Raw genomic sequence first — 18,495 nt, 5'->3', positions numbered from 1 at the left:
CCCTCTCAGCCGTCCGTCGTGCCGGCACCATCATGGCGTGCCGCCCGCTCGGCGCGTGCCGTCGCCCAGGAGGCGATCCGTTCCAGCAGCCCGGGGGGCGCGGCGTTCTCGGCGTGCCCGAAGCCGTGCTCGATCCACAGCTCCGTGGCCGCGGGATCGGCGGCCCCGGCCAGCGACAGCGGATGGTCGAGCGGGAAGTAGGCGTCCCGGTCGCCGTGCACCACCAGCAGCGGTGTCGGGGCGATCAGCGGCACCGCCTCCACCGGGGACAGGGGCACCGGGTCCCAGTCCCGGTGGTGGATGCGGGTGCGCAGGCCGTAGCGGGAGACCAGCCGCCCGACCGGCCGCTGGACCGCCCAGTGGACGCGCCGCATCGCCGGGGTGCCCCGGTAGTACCAGCGTGCGGGGGCGCTCACGGCGACCACGGCGTCGGTGTGCGCGCCTCCTCGCGCGTCCATCCGCTCGCCGTGCGTCCCGTCCGCCGTCTCCGCGTCCTGCCCGCCGCCCGTCCGGTGGGGAGCGTGGAGCGCCGCGTGCCGCAGCACCACCGAGCCGCCCATCGAGAAGCCCACCGTCGCCACCGCCGAGTGGCCCAGCGAGCGGGCCCAGCGCACCGCGGCCGCCAGGTCCAGCACCTCGCGGTCGCCGACCGTCGAGCGGCCCTGGGAGCGGCCGTGGCCGCGGAAGGAGAACGTGATCACGTCCGCGTGCCGGGCGAACACCTGTGACGCTCGTCGCACCGCGGGCCGCTCCAGGGAACCGGTGAAGCCGTGGGCGACGACGATCGCGGCACCCTTGGGAGCGTCACCTTCCGCTTCCCCGCCCCGACCGCCGGAACCCCCGGTCCGGGGTCGGTACTCGGCCTCGATGCCCACCCCGTCACAGGTCCGCAGCCGGGCCCGCCGGAGCCCTCCCGCCGCCTCCCCGGCCCCCGCACGGCCGCCACGCGAGGTGACCGTCCCGCCACGGAAAGGTCCGCCGTATCCCTCCGCCCCAGCACTCATGTGGGATATTCTCGACCACGAGAAGGATCCGGGCAGCGACGCCCCCGGGTCCTTTCGTGCTTTTCGGAGCGCGGTCGCTTTTCGGAGCGCAGTACGAAGCAGTGCCGCCACACGCCCCTCGCGGGGCCGGGGAAGGACTCGACGTCATGAGCTCGCTACTCCTGCTGACCAACGCCCTCCAGCCCTCCGCCGAAGTGCTGCCCGCCCTCGGCCTGCTGCTCCACAACGTCCGCGTGGCCCCCGCCGAGGGGCCCGCCCTGGTCGACACCCCCGGTGCCGACGTCGTCCTGGTCGACGGCCGCCGCGACCTCCCCCAGATCCGCTCCCTGTGCCAGCTCCTGCGCTCCACCGGCCCCGGCTGCCCGCTGCTCCTGGTGGTCACCGAGGGCGGCCTCGCCGCCGTCACCGCCGAGTGGGGCGTCGACGACGTGCTGCTGGACACCGCCGGCCCGGCCGAGGTCGAGGCCCGGCTGCGGCTGGCCATGGGCCGCCGGCAGATCACCGGCGACGACAGCCCCATGGAGATCCGCACCGGCGACCTGTCGGTGGACGAGGCCACCTACAGCGCCAAGCTCAAGGGCCGGGTCCTGGATCTGACCTTCAAGGAGTTCGAGCTGCTGAAGTACCTGGCGCAGCACCCCGGCCGGGTCTTCACCCGCGCCCAGCTCCTGCAGGAGGTGTGGGGGTACGACTACTTCGGCGGTACGCGCACCGTCGACGTCCACGTGCGGCGGCTGCGGGCGAAGCTCGGTCCGGAGCACGAGGCGCTGATCGGCACCGTCCGCAACGTCGGCTACCGCTTCGTGCTGCCGGAGAAGAAGGAGCCCGGCGAGGAGGAGAAGAAGGCCCTCCGCGAGGGGAAGGCCGCCGTCGACGCCGCCGAGCGCATGGCGCAGGACGCGGCGGAGGGCGCACCGAAGGCGCGCGGCCGCACGGCCGCGTCCGGGCGGGGTGGGAACTGAGGCGACGCACGTAGACTGCGCGCTGTGGCGAAGGTGACGCGGGACGATGTGGCGAGACTGGCGGGGACGTCCACCGCCGTCGTCAGCTATGTGATCAACAACGGTCCCCGGCCGGTCGCCCCGGCGACCCGCGAGCGCGTACTCGCCGCGATCAAGGAACTGGGGTACCGGCCCGACCGGGTCGCCCAGGCGATGGCCTCGCGGCGCACCGACCTGATAGGGCTGATCGTCCCCGACGCCCGGCAGCCGTTCTTCGCGGAGATGGCGCACGCGGTCGAGCAGGCCGCCGCCGACCGCGGCAAGATGGTGCTCGTCGGCAACTCCGACTACCTCGACGAACGCGAGGTGCACTACCTGCGCGCCTTCCTCGGCATGCGCGTCTCCGGACTGATCCTGATCAGCCAGGGGCCCAGCGAGCGCGCCGCCGCCGAGATCGAGGCGTGGGACGCGCGCGTGGTGCTGCTGCACCGGCGGCCCGAGGCGATCGACGACGTGGCCGTCGTCCTCGACGACGTCGGCGGCGCCCAGATGGTCACCCGCCACCTGCTGGAGCACGGGCACGAGTACGTGGCCTGCCTGGGCGGCGTGGAGTCCACCCCGGCCTACGGCGACCCGGTCACCGACCACGTGGAGGGCTGGCGCCGGGCGATGAAGGAGGCGGGCCGCTCCACCGAGGGCCGGCTCTTCCAGGCCCCCTACAACCGCTACGACACCTACCGCGTCGCCCTCGGCCTGCTCGGCGGCCCCGACCGCCCGACCGCGCTGGTGTGCGCCACCGACGACCAGGCCATCGGCGTGCTGCGCGCCGCCCGCGAGCTGGGCCTCGACGTGCCCGGTGAGCTGGCGGTGGCCGGGTTCGACGACGTCAAGGAGGCGGCGCTGACCGACCCGCCGCTGACCACGGTGGGCTCGGACCGCGAGGCGATGGCCCGCGCGGCGGTGGACCTGGTGCTGGACGACGGGGTGCGGCTGACGGGCTCGCGGCGCGAGCGCGTGCGGCAGTTCCCGTCCGGGCTGGTGGTGCGCCGCTCCTGCGGCTGCGAGGCCTGACGGCCGGGGGCCGGACGGGGGCCGCGCCCCGGCCGGGCGGGCGGTGCCGGCGGGAGGGGCCCGGAGCGGTTCTTCCCCGGGTCTCATCCCGTCCTCATGGAGTTCTCATGCCGGGCGCGCACCGTTGAGGGCATGAGCGACCACGACACGACCCCGGCGCACCACCTCCACCCGCCCCGCCCGTCGTACGAGCCCGCGCCCCACCCGGCCCCGGACGCGGGCCGCGGCCACCGGCGGGCCCGCCGCCCCGTGGGGCTGCTGGCGGCCGTGGCCATCGTGGCCGGGGCCGTCGGCGGCGGCACCGCGACGCTGGTGAGCGGCGCGTACGGCGACGGCGCCCCCTCCCCCGGCACCTCCGCGGTCTCCGGCGCCAACGCCTCCACCGCCGGCACGGACGTCTCGGACGTGGTGGAGGCCGTCGGCCCGAGCGTCGTGGAGATCAATGCCGTCTCCGGCTCCGGCTCCGCCACCGGCTCCGGCGTGGTGATCTCCGAGGACGGCGAGATCCTCACCAACAACCACGTCGTCTCCGGTGCGTCCGACATCGAGGTCACCTTCTCCGACGGCGACACCGTCACCGCCGAGATCGTCGGCACCGAGCCCGACCTCGACATGGCGCTGGTCCGGGTGGACGGCGCGAAGGACCTCGTCCCCGCCGAACTCGGCGACTCCGACACCGTCTCCATCGGCGACCGGGTGGTGGCGTTCGGCTCGCCCGAGGGCCTGTCGGGCACCGTCACCAGCGGCATCGTCTCCGCCAAGGACCGCGAGGTGACGGTGGAGAAGGAGCAGGGGGAGCAGACCCGGCCGCGCGGCGACGGCTCCTGGCCGTTCGAGTTCGGCGGCGGCCGGTACAACGGCGAACTCGGCGCGGAGACCACCACCTACCGGGCCATCCAGACCGACGCCTCCCTCAACCCCGGCAACTCCGGCGGCCCGCTGGTGGCCATGGACGGCCGTGTCGTCGGCATCAACTCCGCGATCTACGACAACACCTCGGCCGGAGGCGAGGCGGGCAGCGTCGGCCTGGGCTTCGCCGTCCCCGTCAACGACGTGAAGGAGATCCTCGACGACCTGCGCGCCGGTGCCGGACGGTGATGCGACACTCGCGTCCATGAGACCGCCCGCCGCCCCGCCCCCCGCCGTCCCCGGGCCGCCCGGAGGATCCGGCCCCGAGTCCGCCCGCGTCCTGGTCGTCGACGACGAGCCGGCCGTCCGGGAGGCCCTGCGCCGCAGCCTGGCCTTCGAGGGGTACGCGACGGACCTGGCCGCCGACGGCCTGGAGGCCCTGCGGCAGGTCGAGGCCCACCGGCCCGACCTGGTGATCCTGGACGTGCTGATGCCGCGCATGGACGGGCTCACCGCCGCCCGGCGGCTGCGCGCGAACGGCGAGACCGTCCCCATCCTCATGCTCACCGCCCGCGACACCGTCGGCGACCGCGTCACCGGGCTGGACGCCGGCGCGGACGACTACCTGGTCAAACCGTTCGAGCTGGACGAACTGCTGGCCCGCATCCGCGCCCTGCTGCGCCGCAGCTCCTACGCGCGCGAGCAGGCGGGCGCCGAGGACACCGGGGCGCTCTCCTTCGCCGGCCTGCGGATGGACCTCACCACCCGCGAGGTGACCCGCGACGGGCGCCCCGTGGAGCTGACGCGGACGGAGTTCACGCTGCTGGAGATGTTCATGGCGCACCCGCGCCAGGTCCTCACCCGCGAGCAGATCCTCAAGACCGTCTGGGGCTTCGACTTCGAGCCCTCCTCCAACTCCCTGGACGTGTACGTGATGTACCTGCGGCGCAAAACCGAGGCGGGCGGCGAGCCGCGCCTGCTGCACACCGTGCGCGGCGTCGGCTACGTCCTCCGCGAGGACCCGAGGGACCCGCACCGGTGATGTCGCGGTTCAACGCCCTGCCGCTGCGCTCGCGCCTGGCCCTGCTGGTCGCCGCCGCCGTGGCGGTCGCGGTGGCGGCGTGCGCCGCCGCGGCCTGGTTCCTGGTGCGGGTGCAGCTGGTGGACTCCCTCGACGAGGCGCTGCGCGCCAACCGGGTCCCCACCTCCGTCCTGGTGGAGCTGGTGCGGGCCGGGCAGTGCCGGGCCGTTCCCGAGGAGGAGCGGCGGGTCATGCCGAACCCGGCCGGCTCCACGGTGCAGCTCGTGGACGGCGACGGCACGAGCTGCGTGGTCCTCGGCGAGCGGCCGCTGCCGGTGGCCCCCTCCGACGCGGCGGTGGCCCGCGGCGAGAGCCGGGAGTCGCTGCGCACCGTCACCGCGGACGGCGTCGACTACCGGGTGCTGACGACTCCGCTGGGGGACACGCGGAACGTCGCGCTGACCGTGGCCCGTCCGCTGGGCGAGGTCGACAGCACCCTCGACACCCTCGTCCTCGTCCTCGGCCTGGTCGCCGCCGTCGGGGTGCTCGGCGCGGCGGGCGCGGGCGTCGCGCTCGCCCGTGCGGGCCTGCGGCCGGTGGACCGGCTCACCGGCGCGGTCGAGCACGTCGCCCGCACCGAGGACCTGGCCGTCCGCATCCCGGTCGAGGGCGACGACGAGATCGCCCGGCTGTCGCGCTCCTTCAACGCCATGACCGCCGCCCTGGCCACCTCCCGCGACCTCCAGCAGCAGCTCATCGCCGACGCCGGGCACGAGCTGCGCACCCCGCTCACCTCGCTGCGCACCAACATCGACCTGCTGGTCCGCAGCGAGCAGACCGGCCGTTCGCTGCCGCCGGAGGACCGCCGGGCGCTGCTGGAGTCGGTGCGGGCCCAGATCACCGAACTCGCCTCCCTCATCGGGGACCTCCAGGAGCTCTCCCGGCCCGACGCCGCGGCCGGCGGGCACGTCGAGGTGGTCGGCCTCCACGACGCCACCGAGCGGGCCGTCGAACGCGCCCGGCTGCGCGGCACGGGCGTCACCGTCACCGCCGACCTGTCGCCCTGGTACGTGCGCGCCGAACCGGCGGCCCTGGAGCGGGCGGTGGTCAACCTGCTGGACAACGCCGTGAAGTTCTCCCCGCCCGGCGGGACGGTCGGGGTCGTCCTCAGCGGCGGCGTCCTGCGCGTGCGCGACCACGGTCCCGGCATCCGCGAGGAGGAGCTGCCGTACGTCTTCGACCGCTTCTGGCGCTCCCCCTCCGCCCGCAGTCTCCCCGGCTCCGGTCTCGGGCTGTCCATCGTGGCCCGCACGGTCCGCCGCTGCGGCGGCGAGATCACCCTGCGCCCGGCGCGGGACGGGGGCGGCGGCACCGAGGCCGTCATGCGCCTCCCCGGCGCCCCCGTGCCGCCGCCGGACCACGCTCCCTGACGGGCCGGGCCGGGCCGGGTTCCGTTCCGGGCCGTCCCGTCCCCGTACCCGGACCGCCACAGGCGCCCGGCGTCAGTCGCCCAGGGCCTCGCAGACGTTCTCCTTGGTGCCGTTCTCGACCGAGAAGCTCCGGGTGCCGTCCTCGGCGAACTCCACCACGTGGTAGCCGTCGACGATCCAGAAGCCCTTGGGGTGGTCGTCCCCCTCGCGCATCCCGAAGGCCACCGGGCCGATGGCGGTGTACCGTTCGAGCCGCCCGTCGTTCCGGTACCGGGGGAAGCCGTGCCCACCGACGTCGCGCACGACGGTCGCGCCGGTGTCGGTGTTCTCGTACTCGACCACCAGCGGGCCCTTGTACTCCTCGAGCTCGACGGCACCGTCGGGGTGGCGCTCCAGCACCCGCTTGATCATGTCCTGCTCCAGCGGGGTCGCCTTCAGCGGGAACGAGCAGACGTACCCGGCGGGCACCGAGAACCCGTGGTCCGCGTACGGCTCCCACGGCTCCGGGTCCAGCCCCCGGAACGGGCTCTCGGCGGCGGCGCCGGCGGCGGGGAGCAGCCCCACCGCGCACACGGCGGCCAGTACGAACGCGACGCGTCGCTTCACACGGTCCTCCTCGACGGCACGGTCCTTTCGGATGCCGCCCGACCCCATCGGGCCACCGGTGGCGCTGTCAACGGGTTTGCGCGAAAAAGGACTCGGGCCGGATTCGGGGACGGAGACGGGACTGCGGCCGCCACGGCGCACGGCGGGCACGCCCACGGGGACACGGAAAGCGCCGCCGACCGGTCAGGCGACCGGCCGGCGGCGCTGTGGGGGGAGTTCCGCGGGCCGCCGGGCGGGCGGCGACGCGGAGGAGGGGTCATCCGGCGGTGGGGGTCACCGGACGACCGTGATCCGGTCCGCCGCCGGGGCGTCCAGCGGGTCGGAGGCGGAGGAGTTGGCGCTCAGGTACTCCTGGAGGGCCGCCAGGTCGTCGCCGCCCACCAGCGGGTCGGTGCCCTTCGCGAGGGTGGCGAAGCCGTCGCCGCCGCCCGCCAGGAAGGAGTTCACCGCGACGCGGTAGGAGGCCGACGGGTCGATCGGCTCGCCGTTCAGGCGCACCGAGTCGGCGACGATCCGGTCCGCGCCGGACCGGGTGAGGTCCACCGTGTAGGTGAGGCCGGAGGAGACCTGGAGGAACTTCGGGGACGCCTCGTTGGCGCCGCCGACCTGCTCGCGCAACACCGCCAGCAGCTGCTCGCCGGTGAGGGTGGTCAGGTTGACGGTGTTGGAGAACGGCTGGACGGTGAAGCCCTCGCCGTACGTCACCACACCGTCGCCCTCGCCGCCGGAGGCCGCGTAGGTCAGGTCGGCGCGGATGCCGCCGGGGTTCATCAGCGCCAGGTCCGCCCGGGGGTCCAGCTCCCGGGCGTGGGCGAGCTGCGCGTCGGCGACCAGGTCGCCCAGCGGGGACTCGACGGCGGCGCGGTCGGCGGTGATGTCCTCGGAGATCCAGCCGATGGGCCGGTTCGCGACGGGCTCGGCCAGCGCCTTCCAGTAGTCGATCAGGCCGGTGATGTCGGCGGCCTTCTCCCGGTCGCGGTGGACGACGTGGTTGGTGCCCTCCACGGAGGTCCGCACGATGTCACGGGTACGGCGGTCGTACTCCATGGTCAGCTCGGTGAACAGCCGGCCGTAGGAGGCCGCGGAGGTGACCAGGCGGTCGTTGCCCTTCGGGTCCGGGATGGAGCAGACGTAGGGCTGGTGGGTGTGGCCGGTGATCAGGGCGTCCACGCCCGCGTCGGTGCTGCGGGCGATCTCCACGATCGGGCCGGAGAGGTTCGCGCCGTCCTCGCCGCAGTCGCCGTTGTAGGCGGTGGAGGAGGGGACGCCGCCCTCGTGGACCAGCGCGATGACGGCGTTGACGCCCTTGCGCCGCAGCTCCTCGGTGTACTTGTTGATGGTCTCGGCCTCGTCGAGGAACTTCAGGCCCTTGACGCCCTCGGCCGAGACGATGTCCGGGGTGCCCTCCAGCGTGACGCCGATGAAGCCGACGTCGACGCCCTTCATCCGCTTGACGGTGTAGGGCGCCATCAGCGGCCTGCCCGTCTTCTCGTTCACGACGTTGGCGGCGAGGATCGGGAAGTCGGCGCCCTCGAAGGTGCGGCCCTCGTCGTAGCAGCCGTCCTCGGGGTGGCAGCCGCCCTTCTGGAGGCGCATGAGTTCGGCCGCGCCCTCGTCGAACTCGTGGTTGCCGACGCCCACGACGTCCATGCCCAGGGCGTTCATCGCCTCGATGGTGGGCTCGTCGTGGAAGAGGCCCGACAGCAGGGGGCTGGCGCCGACGACGTCGCCGGGCGCGACCGTCACCGAGCGGGCGTGGCCCTCGCGGGCCTCGCGCAGGGCGGTGGCCAGGTACTCGGCGCCGCCCGCGTCGATCTGCTCGGTGGTGCCGTCCGGGTGCTCGTGGGTGACCCGTCCGGAGGACCCGGTGGGCGGTTCCAGGTTGCCGTGGAAGTCGTTGAGGGCCAGCACCTGGAGGTCGACGGTGCGGCCGTGGTGCCTGCCGCGGTCGTCGTGTCCGCCGTGCTCGCCGTGGGCGGTGGCGGCCGGTGTGGCGGCGCCGAGCGCGCCGACCGCCAGCAGACCGGCCGCGGCGGCGGTGAGTCTGCGGGAGAGGGGAGACCGCGTGGGCGGAGTGGACATGTTCTGTCCCCTTCTGTTCCCTTGTCGGGGCCGTGAGGTGGCCGAGGTGGCCGAGGGCAGCCTAGGTCAACGCGCGTAGCGTGTCATGGTTCCGCGGGTAACCGGCAGGTTTCGATACTGCGTAACCTGTCCCCATGAGTGACGTGGTGGTTGTGGACGAGGTGACGGCCGAGGTCGTGCGGGACGCCCAACGCCTGATCGACGAGGCCGCCCGGGTGGACGGGCAGCCCGCCGTCTCCGAGCAGGGCAGGCTCCAGCTGCGCGGCGGCCGCCGCGAGGGCGTGCGCCACCTGCTGCTGTGGGAGCGCGGCGAGTTGGTCGGCTACGGCCAGCTGGAGGACAACGACCCGGTCGAGGCGCCCGCCGGGGAGTTCGTCGTCCACCCGGCCCACCGGGGCGAGGGCTACGGCCGCCTGCTCGGCCGCGCCCTGCTGGAGGCCTCCGGCCGGCGGCTGCGGGTGTGGGCGCACGGCGGCCACCCGGCCGCCCGGCACCTGGCCCGGATGCTGGGGCTGACCCTCTTCCGCGAACTGCGGCAGATGCGCATGCCGCTGACGGATGTGGAGCTGCCCGAGCCGGTGCTGCCGCCGGGCGTGCGGCTGCGCACCTTCGTCCCCGGGCAGGACGACACCGCCTGGCTGGCGGCCAACGCCGCCTCCTTCGCCCACCACCCCGAGCAGGGCGGCATGACCCAGCGGGACCTGGACGACCGCAAGGCCGAGCCGTGGTTCGACCCCAAGGGCTTCTTCCTGGCGGTGCGCGACGGCGGGGAGGGCGGCGAGGAACTCGTCGGCTTCCACTGGACGAAGGTGCACAGCGCCGACCAGCTCGGCGAGGTCTACGTCGTCGGTGTCGTCCCCGGGGCCCAGGGCGGCGGTCTGGGCCGGGCCCTGACGGTGGCGGGGCTGCGCTACCTCGCCCTCGACCGGGGGCTGCCGACCGCGATGCTCTACGTGGACGCCGACAACACCCCCGCCGTGACGGTCTACGAGCGGCTGGGCTTCCGCACCCACGAGGCGGACCTGATGTACCGCACGGAGCTCTGAGGGGCCGGGGCCGGACGGCCCCGGCCCCCGCGCCGCCTCACCGCCCGCGTCTCACCCGGCCGCGGCCGCCCCCTCCACCGCGGCGGCATCCGGGCCCCGCTCCCCGCGCGGCTCGACGCGCCCGGCGCCGAAGGGCAGCTCGCGGTGGAAGTACGCGCCCTCCGCGGTGTCGTAGCCGGCCCGGCCGGAGGAGCACAGGACGGCCAGGGCGGCGCGCACCCGCTCGGGCGGCAGGCCCGTCCGGCGGGCCAGCTCGCCGGCGTCCGCGTGCGGCACCCGGGCCAGCAGCGCCGAGACCGGCCCGGCGTCGCCGACCGCCTCGCCGCCGGCCGGCGCCTCCCGTGCCGCGCCCTCGCCGCAGAAGCCGCGGACCGGGTCGGGGGAGAGGGTGAGCGTCAGCCGCATCCCCGGGAGCAGCACCTCCCAGGCGGATGCCGTCGGCGTGCCGGAGGCCGTCACCGGCGGGCCGTACAGCCGCAGCCCGACGGCGTGGCGCAGCACCCGCAGCAGCGCCGAGAGCCGGTCCGGGCCGGGCAGGCAGACGGCGCCGGGCACCGGGCGCCCCACGGGCCGCAGCCCCCGTCCGGCCGGGACGGCCCAGACGGCGGAGCCCGGGCCCGAGCCGGCCCGCGGCAGGGAGCGCAGGACGCGGACGGCCTCGGCGGCGGTGATCTCCGCGCGCAGGTCGAAGGAGGACGCGACCACCTGCGTCCGGGCGAACCCGCGCAGCCAGTGGTCCGGCAGCGGCACCTCCTTCCGCACCGCCGGCCCGCCGGGCGCCGCCGCTTCCGGCTCCTCCGGGCCGACCCGCAGGTGGAGGGGGTCGGACGCCCTCACCCGGACGAGGGCCTCGCGCAGCGGGGTGTTGACGTTCACGCTGGTGGTGCCGCGACCCGTCCACGCCCCGCCCGTCCCCTCCTCCAGGACGTCGAGGCGGGCGTGGACCCCGCAGCAGCCGGAGAACGACTCGAACCGCAGCCGGCCGCCGCCGCCCGTCACCACCGGGTCCGGCGAGGCGGGGGAGGGCCGCCGGTGGTGGCGGGACGAGGCGACGTCGGCGACGGACAGCAGAGCGGCGGCGGCGGCCTCCGGTGCGGTGAGGAACCCGGCGAAGAGGCGGGGGTGGGCGCTCGCGCCCGCCGGAGCCGCCCCGCCCGCGCCCGCCGGAGCCGCCCCGCCCGAGGTCTCCAGCACCAGCTCGGGTCCGCCCGCGCCGCGCCGCACGGCCGAGGGGCGGAGATAGGTGTAGGTGTGCACCGACGTGGTGGTCGTCATACGGCACGACGATAGGGGCGGCCACTGACAACGGCCGGGTGCGCGGGCGGTGTTCGGGCTCCGGATCGGTGCCGGGGCCGGAACGCCCCGGCGCCGGCCCGCACCCGGTGCGGGTGGCCGCCCGGCCGGTCGCGCGGCCGCGCCGGGGGTCACCGGGAGCCCGCCGGCGAACACCGGGTGTGACAGCGCCCGGGCGGATCCGGGCGGGGCGGTCCGCCGTCCGGAGGCTTCGCCGGAGCGAACCATTCCGGTGTGGGGCACCCAGGCGAGGGGTGCGGATCGCCTGACCGCCATGTCGACTTAACCGCTGATTCAACCTTGCTTGCGAGCATCGCGGAATGCAGCCCGCCGTGTCGAGAGCACCGGTCCCGGAGCCGGGACCAGCGCCGATCGCCGAGGCGCCGCCGATCCTCGCGGCGCGGAACAATGGAGGAATGAGCCAGTCTGCCCAGACCTCCGTCGGTTTCATCGCCGCCTCGCGTCCGCACGCTGTGGCCACGCCCCCGCACGACCTGGACCCCGGTCTCGACTCCGACCCGGACGCCTACCAGGAGGGCGAGGAGCCCGGTTCCACCGAGACGCGACTCCCGCAGGGACGTTTCCTCGACCGCGAGCGCAGCTGGCTGGCGTTCAACGAGCGGGTGCTGGAGCTGGCCGAGGATCCCACCACACCGCTGCTGGAGCGGGCCAACTTCCTGGCGATCTTCGCGAGCAACCTCGACGAGTTCTTCATGGTGCGCGTGGCCGGTCTCAAGCGCCGCATCGCCACCGGCGTGGCCACCCGCTCCGCCTCCGGCCTCCAGCCCCGCGAGGCGCTGGACCTGATCTGGACCCGCTCGCGCGAGCTCATGGCCCGGCACGCCGCCTGCTTCCAGCAGGACGTCCTGCCCGCCCTGGCCGACGAGGGCGTCCACCTGGTGCGCTGGCCGGACCTCACGGAGAAGGAGCAGGCCCGCCTCTTCACCCTCTTCCGGCAGCAGATCTACCCCGTGCTGACCCCGCTGGCGGTGGACCCGGCGCACCCCTTCCCCTACATCTCCGGCCTCTCCCTGAACCTGGCCGTGGTGGTGCGCAACCCGGTCAGCGGCCACAACCACTTCGCCCGCGTGAAGGTGCCGCCGCTGCTCTCCCGCTTCCTGGAGGCGTCCCCGCAGCGCTACGTGCCCGTCGAGGACGTGATCGCCGCGCACCTGGAGGAGCTCTTCCCCGGGATGGAGGTCCTCGCCCACCACATGTTCCGCGTCACCCGGAACGAGGACCTGGAGGTCGAGGAGGACGACGCCGAGAACCTGCTCCAGGCCCTGGAGAAGGAGCTGATGCGGCGCCGCTTCGGCCCGCCGGTGCGGCTGGAGGTCGAGGAGAGCATCGACCCGTACGTGCTGGACCTGCTGGTGCGGGAGCTGAAGGTCTCCGAGGCGGAGGTCTACCCGCTGCCCGGCCCGCTGGACCTGACGGGGCTGTTCGCGATCGCCGGGCTGGACCGGCCGGAGCTGAAGTACCGCAAGTTCGTCGCCGGCACCCACCGCGACCTGGCCGAGGTCGAGTCCGCGTCCGCGCCCGACGTCTTCGGGGCGCTGCGCGAGCGCGACGTGCTGCTGCACCACCCGTACGACTCGTTCTCCACCTCCGTGCAGCGCTTCCTGGAGCAGGCCGCCGCCGACCCGGACGTGCTGGCGATCAAGCAGACGCTGTACCGCACCTCCGGCGACTCCCCGATCGTGGACGCGCTGATAGACGCGGCCGAGTCCGGCAAGCAGGTGCTGGTGCTGGTCGAGATCAAGGCACGCTTCGACGAGCAGGCCAACATCAAGTGGGCGCGGAAGCTGGAGGAGGCCGGCTGCCACGTCGTGTACGGGCTGGTGGGCCTCAAGACGCACTGCAAGCTGTCGCTGGTGGTGCGGCAGGAGGGCGACACCCTGCGCCGCTACAGCCACGTCGGCACCGGCAACTACCACCCCAAGACCGCCCGCCTCTACGAGGACCTCGGCCTGCTCACCGCCGACCCGCAGGTCGGGGCCGACCTGTCGGACCTGTTCAACCGGCTGTCGGGCTACTCGCGGCGCACCACCTACCGCCGGCTGCTGGTCGCGCCCAGCTCGCTGCGCGACGGACTGGTCCAGCGGATCAACCGGGAGATCGCCCACCACCGGGCCGGGCGGCCGGCGTACGTGCGCATCAAGGTCAACTCGATCGTCGACGAGGCGGTCATCGACGCCCTCTACCGGGCCTCCCGCGCCGGAGTCCCCGTCGACCTGTGGGTGCGCGGCATCTGCGCGGTGCGCCCGGGGGTGCCGGGGCTGTCGGAGAACATCCGGGTCCGCAGCGTCCTCGGGCGCTTCCTGGAGCACTCCCGGGTCTTCATCTTCTGCAACGGGGACGACCCGGAGGTGTGGATCGGCAGCGCCGACATGATGCACCGCAACCTCGACCGGCGGATCGAGGCCCTGGTGCGGGTCGCCGACCCCGGCCACCGGGCCGCCCTCGACCGGCTGCTGGAGACGGGGACGGCGGACACCACCGCCTCGTGGCACCTCGGCCCGGACGGCGACTGGACGCGGCACGCCACCGACGCCGAGGGGCGCCCCCTGCGGAACATCCAGGAAATGCTCATCGACGCCCGGAGGCGCCGACGTGGTCCATCCACATGACCTGTCCCCCGGGGCGGCCGGCGGGGGAGTGCGCAACCGCCCGGAACCGGCCCTCCCGACCCCCGAACCGGGCGCCGGGCCGCGGCCGGAGCCGCCGGTCCTGAGGGGGGCGAGCGCGGGCGAGGTGCTCGCCGAGCACCTCCACCGGCAGGCGACCGGCTTCCTGCGCAGCCTGCGGCTGCACGAGGAGAGCGCGGGCCGCCCCGAGTCCGCGGCCGTCGCGGCCGAAGCCGTGCGGATGCTGCGGGCCTCGGCCCGCCGCATCGGAGCCGTCCTCCAGGTCTACCGGCCGCTGGTCGACGGGGCCCGGGCCGACCAGCTCAGCGGCGAGCTGGCCTGGCTCTCGGGGGTGCTGGGGCGGGAGCGCACCTACGAGACGCGCCTGGAGCGGCTGCTGGGGGCGCTGCACCGGCTGTCGTCCGCACCGCCGGAGGCACCGGCGGCCGCCGCCTCCGCGCCGGCGCCCGCGTCCGCCGGCACGTCCGGACCGCCCGCCCAGCGCGGGCCCTCCGCCGGTGGAGGCGGCGGGCTGGGGATAGGAGCCGCCCGGGCCGGCGCGCTGCTGGACCGGCAGCTCACCCTCGCCCGCACCCGCGCCCACTCCGCCGCGCTCCAGGCCCTGGGCTCCTCCCGCTTCCACGCCGTCGCCGACGCGGTCGCCGTGCTCGCCTCCGAGGCGCCGCTGTCCGCGGAGTCCGCCGACGACCCGGCCGAGCTGGTGCTGCCGCCGCTGGCCGAGCTGGCCCACCGGCGCGCGGCCGAGGCCGTCGAGGCCCTGCCGCTGACCCGCGCGCGGCAGTCGTACAACGGCGAGGCGTTCGCCCACACCCTCGCCGTCGACGGGGAGCTGGACGCCGCCTGGAACCAGGTGCGGCTGCTGGTGCGGCTGCGCCGGTACGCCCTGGAGGTCCTCGGCGGCGACGACCCGGCGCTGGTGGCGGCGGGCCGGGCCCTGGACCGGCACCGGGACGCCGCCGAGGCCGCGGCCGCCGCGGCGGCGGCCGCCCGCACCCCCCGCATCGCGCCCGCCACCGCCTACGCGCTGGGCGTCCTCCACGCCGACCAGCGGCACGAGGTGGAGGCCGCGCGGTTCAGCTTCGGGCGGCTGTGGCACCAGGCGGCCGCGGACCGCGCGGCCCGTCCCGCGGCCCCCGCGGCGACCGGGGCGGAGAGGGGCTGACGGTGGCGGATTCCCCGACGGTCCGGGCGGCCGGCTGTGTGCTGTGGCGCCGCTCGGCCGCGGCGCGGGAGGGCGTCGAGATCGCCCTCGTGCACCGGCCGAAGTGGGACGACTGGTCCCATCCCAAGGGCAAGCTCAAGAAGGGCGAGACCGCCCTGGCCGCGGCGGTGCGGGAGGTGCGCGAGGAGACCGGCATGTCCTGCACGCCGGGCGCGGTGCTCCCCACCGTGCGGTATGCCGTCGGGGGCGTGCCCAAGGAGGTGCGCTACTGGTCCGCCGAGGCCACCGGCGGCGCCTTCACGCCCGGCGACGAGGTGGACCGGCTGCTGTGGCTGCCGCCGGGAGAGGCCCGGCGGCAGCTCACCCGCGAGCACGACCGCCGGCTGGTGGACGCGCTGCTGGCCGTCCTGCCCGTGGCCTGACGCCCGCCCCGCCGGCCCCTGCCTCCGGACCGGCGCCCTCGCCCGTCTTCACCCGGGTTCTTTCTACTTCATCCGGGTTCACCCGTCCTCATCCGGCTCATCCGGCTTCGTCCGGCTTCGTCCGGCTCTGCGCCCGGCCCGCCCCGAGGGCGGGCCGACTGCTGTTCTCCCGCCCGGACGCGGTCCTCCCGTGCCCGCCCAGCCTCGGCCTGCGGCTTCGAAAGACCCCTCCGACCTGCTCTTCACCCGCCGCCCGATTTCAACGGTCAACTTAGTTGAGTGGAGGCTTGTCAATTTTTCTCCCCGGAGTTATACAGGAATCGAAGGCATCACAGGCAGGAGCGCCAAGGAGGGAGATGGTCCGTGATGCTGATGCGCACCGACCCGTTCCGTGAGCTCGACCGCCTCACCGAGCAGCTGCTGGGCACGGCCACCCGGCCCGTCGGGATGCCGATGGACGCCTACCGCGCCGGCGACGAGGTCGTCGTCCACTTCGACCTGCCGGGTGTGGACCCCGAGAGCGTCGACCTCGACATCGAGCGCAACGTCCTGACCGTCACCGCCGAGCGGGCCCGGACCGGCCCCGAGGACGCCGAGCGGATCGCCGCCGAGCGCCCGACCGGCCGGTTCAGCAGGCAGCTCTTCCTGGGGGACACCCTCGACACCGAGCGGATCGACGCCTCGTACGAGGCCGGGGTGCTGACACTGCGCATCCCGGTGGCGGAGCAGGCCAAGCCGCGGAAGATCCGGATCAGCGGGGGCGACCGGAAGAAGGAGCTCACCGGCTGACCCGCCGGCCGCTCCCGCCGGCCGGCGCGGAGGGCCGGGCCCGCACGGCCCCGGCCCTCACGCCCGCCTCCCGCTCCCGCCCGGCGCCAGGGCGTCCCACCGCACGGTGACCTCGCCCTGGCGCCAGCGGCGCGGCCCGTCGACGACCGGCCAGTGGGCCGCGACCTCCTGCACCGTCCGCATCCACCGCTGCCGGACGCCCAGCGCGGCGTACGGGGAGGCGGCCGCCCAGGCCCGGTCCATGTCCCGCAGGAAGGCGTGCACCGGTTCGCCGGGGACGTTGCGGTGGATGAGTGCCTTGGGCAGCCGCTCGGCCAGGTCGGAGGGGGCGGCCAGGGAACCGAGCCGGGCCGCGAAGGTCACCGTGCGCGCCCCTTCCGGGCCGACCGCCACCCACACGTGCCGCCGCCCGACCTCGTCGCACGTCCCCTCGACCAGCAGCCCGCCGGGCGCCAGCCGGGCGCGCAACCGGTCCCACACGGGTGCCACCTCGTGCTCGTCGTACTGCCGCAGCACGTTCGCCGCCCGGATCAGCATGGGCCGCCGTCCGCCGGGCAGCGGCACCTCGAACCCGCCGTGCACGAAGGCCAGCCCCTCGCGCGCGTACGGCAGCGCCGCCTCGACGCGCGCCGGGTCGATCTCGACCCCCACCACGCTCACGTCCGGGCACGCCGCCCGCAGCCGCTCCAGCAGCTCCACGGCGGTCCAGGGCGCGGCCCCGTACCCCAGGTCCACGGCGACGGGGCCCGCCGGGTCGGCGGTGCGGAGCAGGGCGGGCCCGTGCACGGCGGCGATCCAGCGGTCCATCCGCCGCAGCCGGTTCGGATTCGTCGTCCCCCGCGTGACGGCCCCGACCGGCCGCTCCGCCGCACGCCTGCCCATGGACAGCACCCTACGGGCACGCGGACACGGCGCGGCCCCCGCGCCCCGGGCGGTGCCCGGGGCGCGGGGGCCGGTGGCGCGGCGGCCGGGCGTCAGCTCCCGGCGGCCCTCCGGCGCCGGAGGGCGTAGAGCACACCGGCGGCGGCCAGCAGCAGCGCGGCGGCGCCGGCGGCGGCGGGGCCGACGGTGCCGCCGGTCTCGGCCAGCCCGCCGGTGCCGGAGGGGGACCCGGTTCCGGATCCGGCGGGCTGGACCGCGGACCGGGAGGCCTCCGGGGCCTGCGGGGACTCACCGCCGGGGGAGGCCGGCCCGCTGCCGGGGGCGGTCTCCCCCGGGGCGCTCGGGGCCGGCTCCGCGGGGGTCTGCGTGGGGGCCTCCGAGGACGGCGTCGGCCCACCGGACTCCGGGGGAGTCGCGGAGGGGGTTCCGGCGGGCTCCGAGGGCTCGGGGGTCGGGGCGGGGGTCTCGTCGAGGCACTCGCGCGTACCGCCGTTCCAGGCGGCGATCAGCTTGTCCTTGATCACCGGCCGGTCCGGGCCGACGGGCAGCGGTCCGTGCCCCTCGCCGGTTCCGCCGTCGAACCTGGTGCTGCCGCGGTAGAGGTCGAGCTGCGCGTAGCAGCCCTCGTCGGGCACCGAGATGTCCAGGGTGTCGACGCCCCCCTTCCGCAGGGAGGTGGTGTCGAAGTCGTGGAACACCTGGGCGCCGGAGGTCTCCCAGGTGGGGCCGTGGGTGCGGTACGCGGCGAGGGAGGCCGTGCAGGAGTCGGCCCTCGGGGCGGTCCGGACGTGGAGGCGGACCGTGCCGTCCGCGGCGGGCTTCAGGCGGACGTCGTCCACCTTGACGGAGGAGTGCCAGGCCGCCCCGTCGAGGGAGAACTCGCAGGTGTCGGCCGCGGACTTGCTGCCCGCGCCCTCCCCCGGCCGGAAGTCGGAGGCCTTCCCCCCGCCCCAGCCGTCGCCGCCGGAGTGGGCGGCGGCGGTGGTGGCACCACCGGCGGAGAGCAGCAGGGCGACGGCGCCCGCGCCCAGCAGTCGCGCGGTGGAGCGGTTCACTATGGGCATGTTGTTCCCAACGCGATGTCGGATCGGAAGCCGGCCGGCGTGCGTGCGCCCTCCCGCCCGCCGGCGCGGTGTTCCGGACCGCGCGGGGCGTGGAAGGGCAGGCCGGGGCCGGCCGGGCTCAGTGGTCGGAAGAACACGCACGGGGCGCGGCGGCCACCGTGGTACCAGGCATCGTTGTGACCCCG

The 18,495-nt window shown here is 75.4% G+C and carries 16 protein-coding genes; 10 read left to right on the top strand and 6 right to left on the bottom strand.

The genetic code is table 11. The features are described from left to right. Positions 1 to 5: 5 nt before the first annotated feature. Positions 6 to 1,004, bottom strand: a complete 999-nt coding sequence (locus ACFSJS_RS03685) for an alpha/beta hydrolase (protein ID WP_380896559.1) — start codon at positions 1,002 to 1,004, stop codon at positions 6 to 8. A 146-nt stretch (positions 1,005 to 1,150) separates the two neighbouring features. Here ACFSJS_RS03685 and ACFSJS_RS03680 point away from each other — a divergent pair, with 146 nt between their 5' ends. From ACFSJS_RS03680 to ACFSJS_RS03660, 5 genes are all read left to right on the top strand, one after another. Further along, positions 1,151 to 1,966 (top strand): response regulator transcription factor, encoded by an 816-nt coding sequence (locus ACFSJS_RS03680; protein ID WP_380896557.1) that lies wholly within the window; start codon positions 1,151 to 1,153, stop codon positions 1,964 to 1,966. A gap of 24 nt (positions 1,967 to 1,990) precedes the next feature. Next, on the top strand, positions 1,991 to 3,016 hold the full coding sequence (locus ACFSJS_RS03675) for a LacI family DNA-binding transcriptional regulator (RefSeq protein WP_380896556.1): 1,026 nt from the start codon (positions 1,991 to 1,993) through the stop codon (positions 3,014 to 3,016). A gap of 132 nt (positions 3,017 to 3,148) precedes the next feature. Beyond that, the gene (locus ACFSJS_RS03670; RefSeq protein ID WP_380896555.1) at positions 3,149 to 4,114 is read left to right on the top strand and encodes a S1C family serine protease; all 966 of its coding nucleotides are present in this window, start codon (positions 3,149 to 3,151) and stop codon (positions 4,112 to 4,114) included. Between the two features lie 16 nt (positions 4,115 to 4,130). Further along, positions 4,131 to 4,907, top strand: a complete 777-nt coding sequence (locus tag ACFSJS_RS03665; RefSeq protein ID WP_380896553.1) for a response regulator transcription factor — start codon at positions 4,131 to 4,133, stop codon at positions 4,905 to 4,907. Then, positions 4,907 to 6,316 (top strand): HAMP domain-containing sensor histidine kinase, encoded by a 1,410-nt coding sequence (locus tag ACFSJS_RS03660; RefSeq protein WP_380896552.1) that lies wholly within the window; start codon positions 4,907 to 4,909, stop codon positions 6,314 to 6,316. The genes ACFSJS_RS03665 and ACFSJS_RS03660 overlap by 1 nt, the downstream gene beginning before the upstream one ends. Before the next feature lie 72 nt (positions 6,317 to 6,388). On the opposite strand, the gene ACFSJS_RS03655 is transcribed toward ACFSJS_RS03660, so the two are convergent. Both ACFSJS_RS03655 and ACFSJS_RS03650 read right to left on the bottom strand, forming a co-directional pair. Then, positions 6,389 to 6,922 carry a hypothetical protein gene (locus ACFSJS_RS03655; protein WP_380896550.1) on the bottom strand — a complete coding sequence of 178 codons (534 nt, stop codon included), beginning with the start codon at positions 6,920 to 6,922 and terminating at the stop codon, positions 6,389 to 6,391. Positions 6,923 to 7,195: 273 nt separating this feature from the next. After that, complete coding sequence (locus tag ACFSJS_RS03650) at positions 7,196 to 9,004, bottom strand: bifunctional metallophosphatase/5'-nucleotidase (protein WP_380896548.1); 1,809 nt, start codon at positions 9,002 to 9,004, stop codon at positions 7,196 to 7,198. Between the two features lie 134 nt (positions 9,005 to 9,138). On the opposite strand from ACFSJS_RS03650, the gene mshD reads away from it, so the two are divergent. Further along, positions 9,139 to 10,050: a mycothiol synthase gene (mshD, locus tag ACFSJS_RS03645; protein ID WP_380896546.1), complete on the top strand. Its 912-nt coding sequence runs from the start codon at positions 9,139 to 9,141 to the stop codon at positions 10,048 to 10,050. A gap of 51 nt (positions 10,051 to 10,101) precedes the next feature. Here the strand turns inward: mshD and ACFSJS_RS03640 are convergent, their stop codons facing one another. Beyond that, positions 10,102 to 11,325 (bottom strand): SWIM zinc finger family protein, encoded by a 1,224-nt coding sequence (locus ACFSJS_RS03640; protein WP_380896545.1) that lies wholly within the window; start codon positions 11,323 to 11,325, stop codon positions 10,102 to 10,104. A 434-nt stretch (positions 11,326 to 11,759) separates the two neighbouring features. Here ACFSJS_RS03640 and ACFSJS_RS03635 point away from each other — a divergent pair, with 434 nt between their 5' ends. From ACFSJS_RS03635 to ACFSJS_RS03620, 4 genes are all read left to right on the top strand, one after another. Next, positions 11,760 to 13,973 carry an RNA degradosome polyphosphate kinase gene (locus tag ACFSJS_RS03635; protein WP_380896543.1) on the top strand — a complete coding sequence of 738 codons (2,214 nt, stop codon included), beginning with the start codon at positions 11,760 to 11,762 and terminating at the stop codon, positions 13,971 to 13,973. After that, positions 13,957 to 15,153, top strand: coding sequence for a CHAD domain-containing protein (locus tag ACFSJS_RS03630; protein ID WP_380896541.1), 1,197 nt, complete (start codon positions 13,957 to 13,959; stop codon positions 15,151 to 15,153). The genes ACFSJS_RS03635 and ACFSJS_RS03630 overlap by 17 nt, the downstream gene beginning before the upstream one ends. Next, positions 15,150 to 15,575 carry an NUDIX hydrolase gene (locus ACFSJS_RS03625; protein WP_380896801.1) on the top strand — a complete coding sequence of 142 codons (426 nt, stop codon included), beginning with the start codon at positions 15,150 to 15,152 and terminating at the stop codon, positions 15,573 to 15,575. Before ACFSJS_RS03630 ends, ACFSJS_RS03625 begins: the two co-directional genes overlap by 4 nt. Before the next feature lie 366 nt (positions 15,576 to 15,941). Beyond that, complete coding sequence (locus tag ACFSJS_RS03620; protein ID WP_380896539.1) at positions 15,942 to 16,364, top strand: Hsp20/alpha crystallin family protein; 423 nt, start codon at positions 15,942 to 15,944, stop codon at positions 16,362 to 16,364. Positions 16,365 to 16,421: 57 nt separating this feature from the next. On the opposite strand, the gene ACFSJS_RS03615 is transcribed toward ACFSJS_RS03620, so the two are convergent. Together ACFSJS_RS03615 and ACFSJS_RS03610 are read right to left on the bottom strand one after the other, a co-directional pair. Beyond that, entirely contained in the window at positions 16,422 to 17,246 is an 825-nt protein-coding gene (locus ACFSJS_RS03615; RefSeq protein ID WP_380896537.1) for a class I SAM-dependent methyltransferase, read from the bottom strand. A gap of 92 nt (positions 17,247 to 17,338) precedes the next feature. Next, on the bottom strand, positions 17,339 to 18,310 hold the full coding sequence (locus ACFSJS_RS03610) for a hypothetical protein (RefSeq protein ID WP_380896536.1): 972 nt from the start codon (positions 18,308 to 18,310) through the stop codon (positions 17,339 to 17,341). Positions 18,311 to 18,495: the final 185 nt, after the last annotated feature.

Source organism: Streptomyces desertarenae (genome assembly GCF_042681365.1).
In the GTDB taxonomy this organism is placed as follows: domain Bacteria; phylum Actinomycetota; class Actinomycetes; order Streptomycetales; family Streptomycetaceae; genus Streptomyces; species Streptomyces desertarenae.
The sequence above is the reverse complement of the archived record's forward strand: the minus strand, read 5'-3'. Positions and strand labels throughout refer to the sequence as shown.

Excerpts from the sequence above, each read along its gene's own strand:
- ACFSJS_RS03650 (WP_380896548.1), bottom strand. The coding sequence starts at position 9,004 with ATGTCCACTCCGCCCACGCGGTCTCCCCTCTCCCGCAGACTCACCGCC.
- ACFSJS_RS03670 (WP_380896555.1), top strand. The coding sequence starts at position 3,149 with ATGAGCGACCACGACACGACCCCGGCGCACCACCTCCACCCGCCCCGC.
- ACFSJS_RS03680 (WP_380896557.1), top strand. The coding sequence starts at position 1,151 with ATGAGCTCGCTACTCCTGCTGACCAACGCCCTCCAGCCCTCCGCCGAA.
- ACFSJS_RS03640 (WP_380896545.1), bottom strand. The coding sequence starts at position 11,325 with ATGACGACCACCACGTCGGTGCACACCTACACCTATCTCCGCCCCTCG.
- ACFSJS_RS03615 (WP_380896537.1), bottom strand. The coding sequence starts at position 17,246 with ATGGGCAGGCGTGCGGCGGAGCGGCCGGTCGGGGCCGTCACGCGGGGG.
- mshD (WP_380896546.1), top strand. The coding sequence starts at position 9,139 with ATGAGTGACGTGGTGGTTGTGGACGAGGTGACGGCCGAGGTCGTGCGG.
- ACFSJS_RS03635 (WP_380896543.1), top strand. The coding sequence starts at position 11,760 with ATGAGCCAGTCTGCCCAGACCTCCGTCGGTTTCATCGCCGCCTCGCGT.
- ACFSJS_RS03610 (WP_380896536.1), bottom strand. The coding sequence starts at position 18,310 with ATGCCCATAGTGAACCGCTCCACCGCGCGACTGCTGGGCGCGGGCGCC.
- ACFSJS_RS03620 (WP_380896539.1), top strand. The coding sequence starts at position 15,942 with ATGCTGATGCGCACCGACCCGTTCCGTGAGCTCGACCGCCTCACCGAG.
- ACFSJS_RS03665 (WP_380896553.1), top strand. The coding sequence starts at position 4,131 with ATGAGACCGCCCGCCGCCCCGCCCCCCGCCGTCCCCGGGCCGCCCGGA.
- ACFSJS_RS03660 (WP_380896552.1), top strand. The coding sequence starts at position 4,907 with ATGTCGCGGTTCAACGCCCTGCCGCTGCGCTCGCGCCTGGCCCTGCTG.
- ACFSJS_RS03685 (WP_380896559.1), bottom strand. The coding sequence starts at position 1,004 with ATGAGTGCTGGGGCGGAGGGATACGGCGGACCTTTCCGTGGCGGGACG.